Below are 14,863 nucleotides of genomic sequence, written 5' to 3'. Positions count from 1 at the left end.
GGGTCGGGGGAGGCCGGGGTCGGACCGGGGTCGAGCCAGGGGCCGCACGGCCCCGCCGCGCACCCGCGCTGTGTGACGATGAGCGGGACGACGAGGGAGCCATGACGCAGACCAGCCCGATGCCCCGCAAGGCCTACCGCGACACCCGTGAGCCCGTGCTCGGCGGGGTCTGCGCCGGGCTCGCGACCCACCTGGCCGTGCCGGTCCTGTGGGTGCGCGTGGCGTTCCTCGTCGCGGCGCTGCTCGGCGGCATGGGCGTGGCGATGTACGCCGGCCTCTGGCTGGTCCTGCCGGTCGACCCGCGCCCGCACGAGGAGGCGCCCGGCCTGGCCAGCGCCACCCGCGGCGGGCGCCGCCCGGGCCGCACCCGGCGCCTCCAGGACCTCGGCCCGGTCGTCGCCCTGGCCGCCCTGGGCCTCGGGGCGGTGCTGCTGCTCGAGGTGACCCTCGGTCGCGGCGCGGTCTTCTGGCCCGTGGCCATCGGCCTGGCCGGGGTGGCCCTGCTGTGGCGGCAGGCGGACGAGGCCCAGCGCGAGCGCTGGCTGGACTCCACCGGCCGGGTCGACCCGCTGCGGGTGCTGATGGGGCCGGGCGGCTGGGCGGCGTACCTCCGGGTGGCCGCGGGGGCTGCGCTGCTCGTCTCCGCGGTCTTCATCGTCGGCTTCGACTCCGGCGGGGACGGCCAGGCACAGGGCGTCCTGGTGGCGGCGCTGCTGGGCATCGCCGCCCTGGCCGTCGTGGTGGGCCCGTGGGTCTACCGCCTGGCCGGTGAGCTGAGCGCGGAGCGCGAGGCGCGCATCCGCTCCCAGGAACGGGCCGACGTCGCCGCCCACCTGCACGACTCGGTGCTGCAGACGCTCGCCCTGATCCAGAAGGCCGCCGACGACGCGCCCACGGTCGCGCGGCTCGCGCGTGCCCAGGAGCGGGACCTGCGCTCCTGGCTGTTCGAGGGTGAGGCAGCCGGCGCCACGAGCCTCGCCGGTGCGCTGCGGGCGGCCGCCGCCGAGGTCGAGGACGCCCACGGGGTCGGCATCGACGTCGTCGCGGTGGGGGACTGCCCCCTCGAGGAGTCGCTGAAGCCTCTCGTCGCGGCCACCCGCGAGGCCCTCACCAACGCCGCCAAGCACGCCGGCACCGGCCGCGTGGACGTGTACGCCGAGGTCGGGCCCGCCGCGGTCGAGGTCTTCGTCCGCGACCGCGGCACCGGGTTCGACCTGGGCGCGGTGCCCGCGGACCGGCTCGGGGTCCGTGGCAGCATCATCGACCGGATGCTCCGCCACGGCGGCAGCGCCGAGATCCGCACCGCCCCGGGCGAGGGCACCGAGGTGCGCCTGCACCTGCCCCGCACCCCTGAGCAGACGTCACCCGAGGAGAGCCCGTGACCGTGCACCCCAGGCCCGTCCGCGTCGTGGTCGTCGACGACCACGCCATGTTCCGTGCGGGGGTGCGCGCCGAGCTGGTCGCCGCGGGGGCTGCGGAGGTCGAGGTGGTGGCCGAGGCCGCCGACGTCGACACCGCGGTCGCCGCGATCGCCCAGCACGCCCCCGACGTGGTCCTGCTCGACGTGCACCTGCCCGGCGGCGGCGGTGTCGAGGTGATGCGGCGGACGTCCGCCTCGGCCGGTGCCGCAACGTCCGGGTCACCGCGCTACCTCGCCCTCAGCGTCAGCGACGCCGCCGAGGACGTCATCGGCGCGATCCGCGGCGGAGCGCGGGGTTACGTCACCAAGACCATCACCGGCCCCGAGCTGGTCTCGGCGATCCAGCGGGTGGCCGACGGCGACGCGGTCTTCAGCCCGCGGCTGGCCGGCTTCGTCCTCGACGCCTTCGCCGGCTCCATCGAGGTCGCGGCGGTCGACGAGGACCTCGACCGCCTCACCGAGCGCGAGCGGGAGGTGATGCGCCTGATCGCCCGCGGCTACGCCTACAAGGAGGTCGCCAAGGAGCTGTTCATCTCCATCAAGACCGTCGAGACCCACATGTCCTCGGTCCTGCGCAAGCTCCAGCTCTCTTCCCGCCACGAGCTCACCCGCTGGGCCTCGGACCGCCGCCTGCTCTGAGCCGGGCACGACCGGGCCCACCCCCGCGGGTGGTTGAGCGCCGACGTACGCCGGGTACGTGGCCCCCAATGAGCACCGACGCCATGGCCGAGGGTCCGGTCACCACGAAGCCCGACGCCCCGGACCACGAGCTGACCCGGTCCATCACCGGGCGGCAGCTCTTCTTCTACACCCTCGGCGACGTGCTGGGCTCGGGCATCTACGTGCTCATCGGCCTGGTCGCCGCCGCCGTGGGCGGGGCCTTCTGGATCGCCTTCGCGGTCGGCGTGACCATCGCGGCCATCACCGGGTCGGCGTACGCCGAGCTGGTGACGAAGTACCCCCAGGCGGCGGGTGCCGCGCTCTACGTCAACAAGGCGTTCGGCAGCAGGGCGCTGACCTTCCTGATCACCGTCAGCTTCCTGTCGGCCAGCTTCGCGGCGGCCGGGTCGCTGGCGACCGGGTTCGCGTCGTACTTCGCCGAGATCTGGTCCGCGCCGCCGGCCCTGCTCGTGACGATCGCCTTCGTCCTCGTGCTGACCGTCATCAACTTCGTCGGGATCACCGAGTCGGTCGTGGTCAACATGCTGATGACCTTCGTCGAGGTCCTGGGCCTGGTCATCATCATGGTCATCGGCGTGTGGCACGTGGCCTCGGGCGACGCCGACTTCGGCGTGCTCACCGACTTCAGTGCCGACGGCAGCCCGGCGCTCGCGATCCTGGCCGGTGTGGCCCTGTCCTTCTTCGCCATGACCGGCTTCGAGAACACCGCGAACGTCGCGGAGGAGACCGTCGACCCGCACCGTGCGTTCCCGCGCTCGCTGATCGGGGGCATGGCCGTCGCGGGCGTGGTCTACGTGCTCGTCTCCGTCGCCGCCGCACTGACGGTGTCCACCGACGAGCTCGCCGAGGCCGAGCCCGCGCTCTTGGAGGTCGTGAAGTCGGGCATCCTGCCGATCGACACCGGCCTGCTCGCCACGGTCTTCGCTGTCATCGCGATGGTCGCCATCTTCAACACCACGCTGGTCGCGGTCGTCACGCAGCCGCGCATCCTCTACGGCATGGCCCGCGAGGACATCGTCCCCGACGCCTTCGGCCGCCTGCACTCCGCGCGGCGCAGCCCCTGGGTCGGCCTGGTCTTCAGCGCGGTCGTCGTGATCGCCCTGCTGGTCATCGGCACGCTGGTGACCGAGTCGGGCGTCGGCCTCGACCTGGTGGGCCGCCTCGCCACCGTGACGGTGCTCTTCCTGCTGTTCATCTACGGCCTGGTCATCGTCTCGGCGCTCCGCCTGCGCGGCCAGGACGAGGACGAGCGCACGTTCCGGGCCAACACCGCGCTGCTCGTGGTCGGCCTGGTCGGCAACGCCGCCATCCTCGCCTGGACGATCTACGACGACCCGACCTCGCTGCTGTGGTGCGCGGGCCTGGTCGCCGTGGGCGTGGTCCTCTTCGTCATCGAGCAGCTGACCGGCACCCGCGACCGCCCGCTCACGGACGCCTGATCAGCGCGGGGTGATCCCTGCTCCGGGAAGCGTCGGGTCGATGAGGATCTTGGCGTGCTCCTCGGGCGAGCCCAGCGCCTCGAAGGCCGCCTCGACGCCCTCGAGCCCGACGGTGCCCGTCAGCAGCGGTGAGGGGTCCACGCGGCCCGAGGCCAGCAGGTGCAGGGTGTCGCGGAACTCCAGCGGCGTGTAGCCCAGGACGAAGCGCAGGTCGAGCTCCTTGTTGACCGCGAGCGAGGGCCGCACCCGGTCCTCGCTCATGCAGACCCCGACGACCACGACGCGGCTGGCCAGCGGCGCCTGCGCCATGACCTGGTCCAGCATCCCGGGTACGCCGACGCACTCGAAGACCACGGGAGCCGGTTGGTCCGCGGCCCCGACGAGCTCGGCCGCGCGGTTGACGTGGTGCCAGCCGGGCACCCGGCGCAGCCGCTCCATGGTCGAGACGGCGAAGTCGAGGAGCTCCGGGGCGGTGCTGCGCCAGCCGCGGCCGGGGGCGGCGGTCCAGGGCGACTCCTCGCGGGGGTCGACCACGACGTCGGCGCCGCACGCCCGCGCCAGCTCGCGTCGGGCGGGGGAGAGGTCGCTGGCCACGACGGTGCGCACGCCGCGCGCCTTGAGCAGCAGCACGACCGCGAGCCCGACCGGGCCGCAGCCCAGCACGATCGCGGTGTCGCGACGACCGGCCCCGGAGCGACGGACCGCGTGGTGGGCCACCGCCATCGGCTCGGTGAGGGCGGCCAGGTCGTCGTCGAGGCCGTCCGGCACCCGGTGCAGCATCGACGCCTCGACGAGCACCTGCTCGGCGTACCCTCCCGGCGCCTCGGGGGAGAGGCCCAGGGGGTGCACGCCCGAAGAGGTGCGCAGCAGCGGGAAGACCGCGACGCGGGTGCCCTCGGGGAAGGCCCGGGCGGTGCTGCGGCCGTGGGTGAGCACCTCGCCGCACAGCTCGTGGCCCAGCACCGTGGCGGTCCCCGAGCTGATGCTGTGGTGGTAGTCCAGCTCCGACATCACCACCGCCAGCTCGTCGGCGTGGTGGCGCGCGTGCAGGTCCGAGCCGCAGATGCCGGTGCGCCGCACCCGCAGCACCACCTGCCCCGGACCGGGCTCGGGGTCCGGGAGCTCGACGATGGACAGGTCCCCTGCCTGGCAGGTCACGGCGCGCACGCGGCCATGCTGCCGCACCCGGCACGGTGAGGCTGGCTACAATCAGCGCGTGGAGACCCTGCGCCTGATCCTGCTGTTCCTGCACGTGCTCGGCTTCGCCGCGCTCATCGGCGGGCTGCTCGCCCAGGCCGGCACCGGCGAGAAGCGGGTCAACTCGGCCATGCGCGACGGCGCCGGCACCGCCTTCCTCACCGGCCTCGCGCTGGTCGGCATCCTCTCGGCCGGCGACCAGGAGCCGGACAACACCAAGATCGCGGTCAAGCTGGTCGTGGCACTGGTGGTGCTGGTCCTGGTGATGGCCAACCTCCGCAAGCCGACCATCCCCCAGGGCCTGTGGGCCGGCATCCTCGCGCTGTCGGTGCTCAACGTGGCGCTGGCGGTGTTCTGGTCCCCGGCGCACGCCTGGGTCTGACGCCCGGGTGGTCCGGCCCGCGGCAGGCGCTGTCGACGGGCGGACGTAGGCTGGCGACAGCATGGATGACGCCCCCGCGACCCTGGACCTTTCCGACCTCGACCTGCCCGTTCGAGCGGCCCGCGGCGGACCCTCCCGGGAGGCGCTGCTCGAGGGGCTGAACGACCCCCAGCGCGCGGCGGTGGTGCATGAGGGTGCGCCGCTGCTGGTCGTGGCCGGCGCCGGTTCCGGCAAGACCCGCGTGCTCACGCGCCGCATCGCCTGGACCATCTCCGAGCGCGGGGCCCACCCCGGTTCGATCCTGGCCATCACCTTCACCAACAAGGCCGCCGCCGAGATGAAGGAGCGGGTCGAGGAGCTCGTGGGCCGGCGCGCCCGGATCATGTGGGTCTCGACGTTCCACTCCGCCTGCGTGCGGATCCTGCGCAAGGAGATCACCGCCCTGGAGCGCGAGGGCGGCACCTGGAAGTCCAACTTCTCCATCTACGACGCCCAGGACCAGAAGCGGCTGATGACGCTCGTGGCCCAGGACCTCGACCTGGACACCAAGAAGTTCCAGCCGGGCGCGCTGCTGCACTGGGTGAGCAACCAGAAGAACGAGCTGCGCGACCACGAGCAGGCCACCGCGGACGCCAGGAACAAGCTCGAGGAGACCTACGCCGCGGCGTACTCGCTCTACCAGCGACGCCTGCGCGAGGCCAACGCGCTGGACTTCGACGACCTGATCATGACGACGGTGCACCTCTTCGAGGCGTTCCCAGAGATCAAGGAGACCTACCGCCGCCGCTTCCGGCACGTGCTGGTCGACGAGTACCAGGACACCAACCACGCGCAGTACGCCCTGATCCACAGCCTCTGCGCCGACCCGCTGGAGGAGCCGGTCGCGGACGGCGGGCCCGCCGCGGAGCGGGTGCCGCCGGCCGAGCTCATGGTGGTCGGTGACGCCGACCAGTCGATCTACGCCTTCCGCGGCGCCAACATCCGCAACATCCTCGACTTCGAGCAGGACTTCCCCGACGCGCAGACGATCCTGCTGGAGCAGAACTACCGCTCGACCCAGACCATCCTCACCGCGGCCAACGCGGTCATCGGCCACAACAAGGGCCGCAAGCCCAAGCGGCTGTGGTCCGACGCCGGCGACGGTGCCCGGATCGTGGGGTACGTCGCCGACGACGAGCGCGACGAGGCGCGCTTCGTCTCGGGGGAGATCGACACCCTGGTCGACGGCGGCGCACGGCCCGGCGACGTGGCGGTGTTCTACCGCACCAACGCCCAGTCGCGGGTCTTCGAGGAGGTGTTCATCCGTACCGGGCAGCCCTACAAGGTCGTGGGCGGCGTGCGGTTCTACGAGCGGCGCGAGGTGCGCGACGCGCTGGCCTACCTGCGGATGCTCGCCAACCCCGAGGACCAGGTCTCGCTGCGCCGCATCCTCAACACCCCCAAGCGCGGCATCGGCGACCGGGCGGTCGCCTGCGTGACGGCGTACGCCGAGCGCGAGCGGATCTCGTTCTGGTCCGCCCTGCAGGAGGCCCGCAACGCGCCGGGGCTGGCCACCCGCTCGCTCACGTGCATCCAGGGCTTCGTCGACCTCGTGCAGGAGCTGCAGTCGATGGTGGAGGCGGGGGAGCGCGCCGACGTGGTCCTCGAGACCACCCTCGAGCGCTCGGGCTACCTCGCCGCGCTCGAGGAGTCCGACGACCCGCAGGACGCCACCCGCCTGGAGAACCTCGCCGAGCTGGTGGCGGTGGCCCGCGAGTTCGCCGAGGACCCGCAGGCCGGGCCCTCGGCCGACCCGGCCGACGTCGACGCCGGCCTGGTGCAGCCCGGCCTGACCGACTTCCTCGAGCGGGTGGCGCTGGTCGCCGACACCGACCAGATCCCCGACGACCCGGACGGCGAGGACGTCGGGGTCGTCACGCTGATGACCCTGCACACCGCCAAGGGACTGGAGTTCCCCACGGTCTTCCTGACCGGTCTCGAGGACGGCGTCTTCCCGCACTCCCGCGCCCTGGGTGACCAGACCGAGCTGGAGGAGGAGCGGCGCCTGGCCTACGTCGGCGTGACGCGCGCCCGCGAGCGGCTCTACCTCTCCCGTGCCGTGGTGCGCTCGGCTTGGGGAGCCCCCTCGCACAACCCGGCCTCCCGCTTCCTCGACGAGATGCCGGTCGACCTGGTCGACTGGCGCCGCACCGAGGCGGCGCAGACCAGCTGGTCGCGCCCGGACCTGTCCGGCTCCTCCGGGCCGTCCGGGTCCTGGGGCTCCGGGGCGCCCACGGCGTCGGGTCGCCGCAACTTCTCGGCCGCCGCGGCCCGCGCCGACGCCGCCGCGAAGTCCAAGCGGGCCGACCGGGTCGTGCCGTCACTGGCAGCCGGCGACCGGGTCACCCACGACTCCTTCGGGCTGGGCACCGTCGTCTCCGTCGAGGGGGAGGCGGACCGGGCCGTGGCCTCCATCGACTTCGGCAGCGACGGGGTCAAGCGGCTGCTCCTGCGCTACGCGCCCGTCGAGAAGCTCTGACGAGGACGCGTCAGCGGACTCGTCGACGGTGGTCGAGCGAGCGGCGCGACTGAGGAACGAAGTCGCGACTCGCGTGTCGAGACCCGGTGACGCGGTCACCGAGGGCGACCACCGTCAGGGAGTCACACCATTCGCGATGAGCGCAGCCCGCGGGTCGACCGGGTCGCCGCCACCGGGGCGCACCTCGAGGTGCAGGTGCGGGCCGGTGACGTTGCCGGTCGAGCCGACGGTGCCGACCACGTCCCCCGGTGCCACGACGTCGCCGACGGACACGGCAATCGAGGTCTGGTGGGCGTACCACAACTCGGTTCCGTCCTCGAGGGTGAAGACGGTCTTGTTGCCGTAGGCGCCGTCGTAGCCGGCGGAGGTCACGACCGCACGCGCCATCGCGACGAGCGGCGTTCCCGCCGGGGCCGCCATGTCCAGACCGGTGTGGTAGTTCGCCCAGAGGCCGTACTCGCCGAACGTCGCGGTCAGGCGGTAGCCGGCCAGCGGCAGGACCCACTGGTTGTCGGCCAGCACGCCGGCGCGCTGCTCGGCCGCCTTGGCCAGCTTGTCGAGGGCGGCGTTGCGCTGCTCGGCCTGGGCCTCGACCTGGGCCTCGAGCTCCAGGCCGGCGGCGTCGCCGAGGGCGTCGCGGTCGCTGGCGCGGCTGACGACCCCCGGGCGGACCGCACCGATGCCGTCGGAGCCGCTGAGCGCGCCGACCGAGCCGATCCGGGCCTGGCCTGCGGCGGCGAGGTCGGGGGTGGTGGTGGTGAGGACGCCGCCGACGGAGACGGCCATCGCAGCGACACCGACCAGCACAGGGACCGAGGGCACCCGGCGCAGGAGGGCGGTGCGGGTCGCGCGGCGCTCGGCCCGGCGGCGGCCGGCGACGGCCTCGCGGGTGAGCGCCAGCGGGAGCACGACGGTGTCCTCGCCGGCGAAGGAGGTCGAGGCGTCGGCCGGCTCGAGGTCGGACAGCACGCGGGCGATCGTCGCGGTGTCGGGCCCGTCGGCGGACGGGGCGGCAGCGGGAACCGCGGGGGAGGGGGCCGGCGCCTCGGCGCGGCGGCGACCGACGTACGCCGCCACCTGCCGCTCGACCTCGGCGACCTCCTGGGCGACCTGCTGCGCGGCGGGAGCCGGGCGCTCGAGGGTGCTGGTCGCGGCACGGCGGCGGCCGACGTACGGCGCGGTGTCGGCGGTGCGCGGCTCGGGCGCGGACACGGCGGCGCGACGACGGCCGACGTAGCCGTCCTGAGGGGTCCCTGCGTCCGAGGTGCCGAGGCCGGGGGCCTGGCTGTCGTCTCGGGTGGGACTCATGAAGGGCGCTCTCCGAACGTTGCTGGCGTTCACCCCGGGGGGTGGGACGGGCGAGACGGGACTGTAACGGACTGGGCAGCCGAGGTCTAAACCGCCCCTCGGGGTGGACCAACGGGTGGCGTTGCCGAACCGTTATGCCGCCTGGCGTGGTCGCCGCCACTGGTCTGGACCGCCTCAGCCTAGGAGGCAGGTGGTCGGAGCGGACCCGAAGTGACCCGCCGGTCACATGACGTCGGTCACGTCCACCACCCGGGGCCTCGTCGTGGACGCCCGCGCAGGACTAGTGTGCCCGGGGCGTCGCGCGCGCCTCGATGACGCGCGCCCAGGACGCCGGCGCTCAACCCGAGATCCGACACAGAGGAACTGGTGGACCAGTGGACCTGATGGAGTACCAGGCGAAGGAGCTCTTCGCCAAGCACGGTGTGGCCACGACGCTCGGCGTCGTCGTCGAGACCCCCGAGGCCGCCAAGGCCGCCGCCGAGGAGCTCGGTGGCGTCACGGTGGTCAAGGCGCAGGTCAAGGCGGGCGGTCGCGGCAAGGCCGGCGGCGTGAAGCTGGCCAAGACCGCGGACGAGGCCTTCGAGCACGCGAGCAACATCCTCGGGATGGAGATCAAGGGGCTCACCGTCAACCGGGTGCTCGTCACCCCGGCGACCCCGCCGGTCGAGGAGTACTACTTCTCCTTCCTGCTCGACCGCGCCAACCGCGGTCACCTCTGCATCGCCTCGGTCGAGGGTGGTGTGGAGATCGAGGAGGTCGCCAAGACCAACCCCGAGGCCGTGCGCCAGATCCGCATCGACGCCCTCGAGGGCGTGACCCCGGAGAAGGCCGCCGCGATCGTCGACGAGGCCAAGTTCCCCGCCGAGCTGCGCGACCAGGCCATCGAGATGGTCCAGAAGCTCTGGGAGGTCTACACCCAGGAGGACGCCACCCTCGTCGAGGTCAACCCGCTGGCCCGCCTGGAGGGCGACAAGCTCGAGGCGCTCGACGGCAAGGTCTCCCTCGACGAGAACGCCTCCGAGGTGCGCCACCCCGACCACGAGCAGTTCGAGATCCGCGAGGAGGCCGACCCGCTCGAGGCGAAGGCCAAGGACCTCGGGCTCAACTACGTCAAGCTCGACGGCGAGGTCGGCATCATCGGCAACGGCGCGGGTCTGGTCATGAGCACCCTCGACGTGGTCGCGTACGCCGGTGAGAAGCACGGTGGCGTGAAGCCCGCCAACTTCCTCGACATCGGCGGCGGCGCCAACGCGACCGTCATGGCCAACGGCCTCGACGTCATCCTCAACGACGCGCAGGTCAAGAGCGTGTTCGTCAACGTCTTCGGCGGCATCACCGCGTGCGACGAGGTCGCCAACGGCATCAAGGGCGCCCTGGAGATCCTCGGCGACAACGCGACCAAGCCCCTGGTGGTCCGCCTCGACGGCAACAACGTCGAGCAGGGCCGCGCGATCCTGGCCGAGCTGGCACACCCGCTCGTGACCGTGGTCGACACCATGGACGGCGCGGCCGACAAGGCCGCCGAGCTGGCGAACGCCTGAGACGAGGAGAGACCGACATGACGATCTACCTGAACAAGGACTCCAAGATCATCGTCCAGGGCATCACCGGTGGGATGGGCTCCAAGCACACCACCCTCATGCTCCAGGCCGACGCCGACATCGTGGGCGGCGTCAACGCCCGCAAGGCCGGCACCACCGTCGAGCTCAACGGCAAGGAGCTTCCGGTCTACGGCACCGTCGAGGAGGCGATGAAGGAGACCGGCGCCAACGTCTCGGTCGCCTTCGTGCCGCCGGCGTTCACGAAGGACGCCTGCATCGAGGCCATCGACGCCGAGATCCCGCTCCGGGTGGTCATCACCGAGGGCGTCCCGGTGCAGGACACCGCCGAGGTCTTCGCCTACCTGCAGGGCAAGAAGACCCGGATGATCGGCCCCAACTGCCCGGGCATCATCAGCCCGGAGGAGTCGCTGGCCGGCATCACCCCGCACACCATCGCGGGCAAGGGCCCCATCGGCCTGGTCTCGAAGTCCGGCACGCTGACCTACCAGATGATGTACGAGCTGCGTGACTACGGCTTCACCACCGCCATCGGCATCGGTGGTGACCCGATCATCGGCACCACGCACATCGACGCCCTCGAGGCGTTCGAGGCCGACCCCGAGACCAAGGCGATCGTCATGATCGGCGAGATCGGTGGCGACGCCGAGGAGCGGGCCGCGGCCTACATCAAGGAGCACGTGACCAAGCCCGTCGTCGGGTACGTCGCCGGCTTCACCGCGCCGGAGGGCAAGACCATGGGCCACGCCGGCGCCATCGTCTCGGGCTCCTCGGGCACCGCCCAGGCCAAGAAGGAGGCCCTCGAGGCCGCCGGGGTCAAGGTCGGCAAGACGCCGTCCGAGACCGCCGAGCTCATGCGGGAGATCATGTCGTCCCTGGCCTGAGCCTGCGAAGGCCAGACGAGGACGACAGGTTGAGGGATGGTGGAGGCCTGAGCCTGCGAAGGCCCCCACCATCGTCTCGAAACCGGAAGAACCTCTGATCCTCGGATCAGCACGACGCCCCCGGCCAGCGGCCGGGGGCGTCGTCGCGTCCAGGGGTGCGGGCGCTCAGCAGGGGTCGGCGGAGAAGGTGCACATCTGCGCGATGACCTCGGAGTCGCGGTCCTGGGACCGCTCGCGCTCGTCCTCGAGGACGGCCGGGTCGCCGCCGCCCAGGGAGAACGAGGTCGTGTAGAGCACCGCGTTCCCGACCCGCACCGCCTGGTGCAGGTAGGTCTGGCCGTCCTCCCAGACGTTGGCGAAGACCAGTGACTGCTCACCCAGGTCGCTGGTCAGGGGCACCACGGTAGTCTCGGTGTCACGGCAGGTCGCGGCCTGCTCGGCCATCGCGTCGATGCGGGCGGCGGCCTCGGTGTCGTCGGCAAAGACGGCCAGGGACCGGTCGATGCCGCCCTCGGTGTCCTGGAAGACCGCCTGGAGCACGTCGAGGGAGCCGGTGACGTCCCAGGCCTCCCCGCGGCAGGGCCCGGGCGCCTGGGGCTCGTAGCCCTCGCGCGCCTCGACCGGGGTGCCGGAGAAGACGTTGGTGTCGGGCAGCCCCTCGACCAGGGGGAAGTCCGCCGGGATGTCGACGCGCCAGGCGACGGCGTCCGTGCTCGGACCCTGGGTGGCGACAAGCCCGGCGTCGCCGTCGGTGCTCCCGCCGGTCTGGGTCAGCGCGACCGGGACGCCCACGGCGACGAGCGCCGCGACCGTGCCGCCGGCGACCGCCAGGGCGGTGTTGCGGCGGCGGAGCCGGTCACCGCGACGGCGTACCTCGTGGGCTGGGAGGGGGTGCAGGGTGCCGCTGGTGCTCATGGTGGCCTTGAAGGTCTCGAAGGGGTCGTGGTCAGACACTGGTCGCTCCTCCCGGGAGGGTGTCGGTCGTGGGGTCGGTGAGCAGAGCGGCGAGCGCGGCGCGGCCGCGGGAGAGCCGCGCCTTGACGGTGCCCTCGGGCACGCCGGTCTCGCGGGCCACCTCGTGGACCGGGAGGTCGGCGAGGTGGTGCAGCACCAGCGCGCGCCGCTGCGCCTCCGGCAGCTGCTTGAGCGCGGCCACCAGGGCCACGTGGGCCTCGCTGGGCGGCGCCGTGGTGGTGGCGGCTCCCAGGGCGCGGTCGGCCGGTCGCCGGCCCTTCACGACGCGTCGCCACCGGCTGACCGCCAGCCGGTACGCCGTGGTGCGCACCCACGCCTCGGGGTGGCCCGCGCGGTCCAGCGACCGCCGGTGGGCCCACGCCCGCACGAACGCCTCCTGCACGCACTCCTCGGCCTCGTCGCGACTGCCGATCATGGCGTGCACCTGACCGACGACGCGGGCGTAGGAGGTCGTGTAGAAGTCGTCGAACTCGACCTCGTCCATGATCCTGCTCTCGTCTCCGGGACGGCTGTCGTCGCCGTCCTCGCAGTGTGTACGCCGCAGCGGGCAGGTCGGTTGCAGCCCCGCCGGGGGAATCTGTGCGGGCGTCGCCTGCCCGGGCGGGCTCAGGCGCCGGAGCGGAGTCGCGCGAGGCCGCGCTCGGCCAGGTCGAGGAAGGCCCCGCGGTCCATCTCCACGCCGGGGGCGGGGATGAAGCCGAGCTGCAGCACCCGGCCGCCGGAGCGGGCGACGGCCATGTAGTACTTCACCGAGCGGGTCTCGGAGACCTCGACGGTGACGTGCCAGACCGCGAGCTCCTCGACCGCACCGGTGCGCGAGGCGGCGGTGAAGACCTCGGTGCCGAGGTCGCGGTCGGAGCAGGTGCTCATCTTGCGGCGGATGTCGGCGACGAAGGTGCGTGCCTGCGGGGCGGGCAGCAGGCCGACGGTCTCGGTCAGCCCGAACTCCACCGGCAGCCGCGCCTCGGGGATGAGGAACGTGCGGGTGGCGGCCTTGCGGATCGGCTGGCCCCCCACCCGGCCGGCGAAGGAGGTGCGGTCGCAGCGGGTGGCGGCGACGTTGTCCCCACCGACCGGCTCGGGGTCCGTGCCGACCCAGGGGGCGTCCACCCCGGAGACCGGCGGCAGGTCGGTCTCCACGATCATCGTCGTCGGGTCGCCGGCCGGCAGCGGGTCGCGGGGGCGCAGCTCGGGTGCCCGGGAGTCGTCGGGGCAACGTCCGCCGCCCTCGAGGTCGCACACGCCGGCCACGGCCGTCGCCAGCAGCTGGGCCTGCAGCCGGGGGAGCTCGACCCGGGCGCTGCGCACCGAGGACGCGGTCGTGACGAGGAACCGCCCCGAGCGGGCCATGCCCACGACGGTGGTCGTGACCGGGTCGTCCCAGTCGCGCAGGACGATCTGCACGGCGTCGGCCCCGAGCCCCCGGACGGTGCTGGTGTCGAGCAGCTGGGTGCGTCCGCCGTCGGCGCACCGAGCGAACCAGTCGCCGAGCCGGGCCATCGCGGCGCGGGCGGCGGCGGCGCTGCGGGAGGCCTCCGTGGTCGCGACGACGCTGCGCCGGGGCTCCGCCCCGCGGGGCGTGCGGATCTCGCGGACCAGCGCGTCGACGAGCCGCGGGTCGGCGTACCTGGCCTGCTGGCACGGCATGACCAGGCCGTCGCCGTAGGTGTTGTCGTGGGTGCGGGTCTCCTCCCAGCCGCGGCCGGGCAGCAGGTCGGCGACCCGGTCCACCGAGACCATCGCGCTGGTGGGCAGCACCTGTGCGTCCTCGGGAGCGGGGGTGCTCGTGGGGCGGGGGGCCGAGACGGTGCCCACCGTGGCCCGGTCCAGCGTGGGCCGCACGCCAGCGGGGTCGGAGACCAGGGCGCCCGTGAGCGCCACGGCTGCGACCGCGGCCACCGCCCCGATCGTGGTGTGGGTACGCCGCCGGGTGGCGCCGGAGCGGCGGATGATCGAGGCGCGGGGCCAGCGGACCTCGGGCGGGGTCTCGAGCAGGCTGCGCAGCAGCAGCGGGACCGCGGTGGTGGGGCTGCCGCGGTGCACGGCCAGCTGCGACGTGGCGGTCTGCAGCTCGCGGGTGGTGTCCTCGACGGTCAGCCCGACCTCGTGGGCCATGTCCTCCAGCCGCACGCTCGCCAGGTGGGTCAGCAGCAGCACGCGACGCTGGGTGTGGGTGATCTTGGCGAGCGCCTCGAGGGTGGCCGCGACCTCGGGGTCCAGGCCCTTCTCGCGGTGCCAGGGGCGGGCGACGTGCCGACGGTGGGCGTGCTGCCAGGCGTGCGGCCGCACCCAGTCCTCGGGGTCGGGGTGCCGCGACACCTTGCGCCAGTGGTGCCAGGCCTCGACGAAGGCGTCGCGGACGGCGCTGCGGGCGACGCGCACGTCACCGGTGAGAGCGAAGGTCTGCACGAGCAGGCGGTCACGCGCGTCCTTGTAGAACGCGTCGAACTCCTCTTCTCCCCTCATGGCGAGTCCAACCTACGTGAGCGGCCGAGGGCGG

Annotated in this window: 12 protein-coding genes; 7 read left to right on the top strand and 5 right to left on the bottom strand. The window is 73.2% G+C overall.

The annotated features are described in order from the left end of the window. Positions 1–101 precede the first annotated feature (101 nt). The 3 genes from Q1V71_RS15885 to Q1V71_RS15875 all read left to right on the top strand — a co-directional run bounded on the left by Q1V71_RS15885 (position 102) and on the right by Q1V71_RS15875 (position 3,540). The gene (locus tag Q1V71_RS15885) at positions 102–1,382 is read left to right on the top strand and encodes an ATP-binding protein (RefSeq protein ID WP_300645027.1); all 1,281 of its coding nucleotides are present in this window, start codon (positions 102–104) and stop codon (positions 1,380–1,382) included. Continuing rightward, on the top strand, positions 1,379–2,059 hold the full coding sequence (locus tag Q1V71_RS15880; RefSeq protein WP_300645025.1) for a response regulator transcription factor: 681 nt from the start codon (positions 1,379–1,381) through the stop codon (positions 2,057–2,059). The genes Q1V71_RS15885 and Q1V71_RS15880 overlap by 4 nt, the downstream gene beginning before the upstream one ends. 68 nt (positions 2,060–2,127) lie before the next feature. Further along, positions 2,128–3,540, top strand: a complete 1,413-nt coding sequence (locus Q1V71_RS15875; protein WP_300645023.1) for an APC family permease — start codon at positions 2,128–2,130, stop codon at positions 3,538–3,540. Here Q1V71_RS15875 and Q1V71_RS15870 read toward each other — a convergent pair whose 3' ends face one another. Beyond that, the gene (locus Q1V71_RS15870; RefSeq protein WP_300645021.1) at positions 3,541–4,707 is read right to left on the bottom strand and encodes a zinc-binding dehydrogenase; all 1,167 of its coding nucleotides are present in this window, start codon (positions 4,705–4,707) and stop codon (positions 3,541–3,543) included. A gap of 49 nt (positions 4,708–4,756) precedes the next feature. On the opposite strand from Q1V71_RS15870, the gene Q1V71_RS15865 reads away from it, so the two are divergent. Together Q1V71_RS15865 and pcrA are read left to right on the top strand one after the other, a co-directional pair. Further along, entirely contained in the window at positions 4,757–5,119 is a 363-nt protein-coding gene (locus Q1V71_RS15865) for a hypothetical protein (protein ID WP_300645020.1), read from the top strand. Between the two features lie 61 nt (positions 5,120–5,180). Next, positions 5,181–7,637: a DNA helicase PcrA gene (gene pcrA, locus Q1V71_RS15860; protein WP_300645019.1), complete on the top strand. Its 2,457-nt coding sequence runs from the start codon at positions 5,181–5,183 to the stop codon at positions 7,635–7,637. A 114-nt stretch (positions 7,638–7,751) separates the two neighbouring features. Here the strand turns inward: pcrA and Q1V71_RS15855 are convergent, their stop codons facing one another. Beyond that, positions 7,752–8,945, bottom strand: coding sequence for a M23 family metallopeptidase (locus Q1V71_RS15855; protein ID WP_300645018.1), 1,194 nt, complete (start codon positions 8,943–8,945; stop codon positions 7,752–7,754). Positions 8,946–9,319: 374 nt separating this feature from the next. On the opposite strand from Q1V71_RS15855, the gene sucC reads away from it, so the two are divergent. Both sucC and sucD read left to right on the top strand, forming a co-directional pair. After that, positions 9,320–10,486 (top strand): ADP-forming succinate--CoA ligase subunit beta, encoded by a 1,167-nt coding sequence (gene sucC, locus Q1V71_RS15850; RefSeq protein WP_300645017.1) that lies wholly within the window; start codon positions 9,320–9,322, stop codon positions 10,484–10,486. A 17-nt stretch (positions 10,487–10,503) separates the two neighbouring features. After that, positions 10,504–11,388 (top strand): succinate--CoA ligase subunit alpha, encoded by an 885-nt coding sequence (gene sucD / locus Q1V71_RS15845; protein WP_300645015.1) that lies wholly within the window; start codon positions 10,504–10,506, stop codon positions 11,386–11,388. Between the two features lie 165 nt (positions 11,389–11,553). Here sucD and Q1V71_RS15840 read toward each other — a convergent pair whose 3' ends face one another. The 3 genes from Q1V71_RS15840 to Q1V71_RS15830 all read right to left on the bottom strand — a co-directional run bounded on the left by Q1V71_RS15840 (position 11,554) and on the right by Q1V71_RS15830 (position 14,829). Further along, positions 11,554–12,342 (bottom strand): hypothetical protein, encoded by a 789-nt coding sequence (locus Q1V71_RS15840; protein WP_300645014.1) that lies wholly within the window; start codon positions 12,340–12,342, stop codon positions 11,554–11,556. Continuing rightward, entirely contained in the window at positions 12,335–12,847 is a 513-nt protein-coding gene (locus Q1V71_RS15835) for a SigE family RNA polymerase sigma factor (RefSeq protein ID WP_300645013.1), read from the bottom strand. The genes Q1V71_RS15840 and Q1V71_RS15835 overlap by 8 nt, the downstream gene beginning before the upstream one ends. Positions 12,848–12,969: 122 nt before the next feature. Then, positions 12,970–14,829: a hypothetical protein gene (locus Q1V71_RS15830; protein ID WP_300645012.1), complete on the bottom strand. Its 1,860-nt coding sequence runs from the start codon at positions 14,827–14,829 to the stop codon at positions 12,970–12,972. Positions 14,830–14,863 lie beyond the last annotated feature (34 nt).

It is taken from the genome of Nocardioides sp., from assembly GCF_030149505.1.
Lineage (GTDB): Bacteria > Actinomycetota > Actinomycetes > Propionibacteriales > Nocardioidaceae > Nocardioides.
The sequence above is the reverse complement of the archived record's forward strand: the minus strand, read 5'-3'. Positions and strand labels throughout refer to the sequence as shown.

Bases quoted from the DNA above. Each gene is read 5' to 3' on its own strand.
- Q1V71_RS15835 (WP_300645013.1), bottom strand. From the start codon at position 12,847: ATGGACGAGGTCGAGTTCGACGACTTCTACACGACCTCCTACGCCCGC.
- Q1V71_RS15855 (WP_300645018.1), bottom strand. From the start codon at position 8,945: ATGAGTCCCACCCGAGACGACAGCCAGGCCCCCGGCCTCGGCACCTCG.
- Q1V71_RS15830 (WP_300645012.1), bottom strand. From the start codon at position 14,829: ATGAGGGGAGAAGAGGAGTTCGACGCGTTCTACAAGGACGCGCGTGAC.
- pcrA (WP_300645019.1), top strand. From the start codon at position 5,181: ATGGATGACGCCCCCGCGACCCTGGACCTTTCCGACCTCGACCTGCCC.
- Q1V71_RS15885 (WP_300645027.1), top strand. From the start codon at position 102: ATGACGCAGACCAGCCCGATGCCCCGCAAGGCCTACCGCGACACCCGT.
- sucD (WP_300645015.1), top strand. From the start codon at position 10,504: ATGACGATCTACCTGAACAAGGACTCCAAGATCATCGTCCAGGGCATC.
- Q1V71_RS15875 (WP_300645023.1), top strand. From the start codon at position 2,128: ATGAGCACCGACGCCATGGCCGAGGGTCCGGTCACCACGAAGCCCGAC.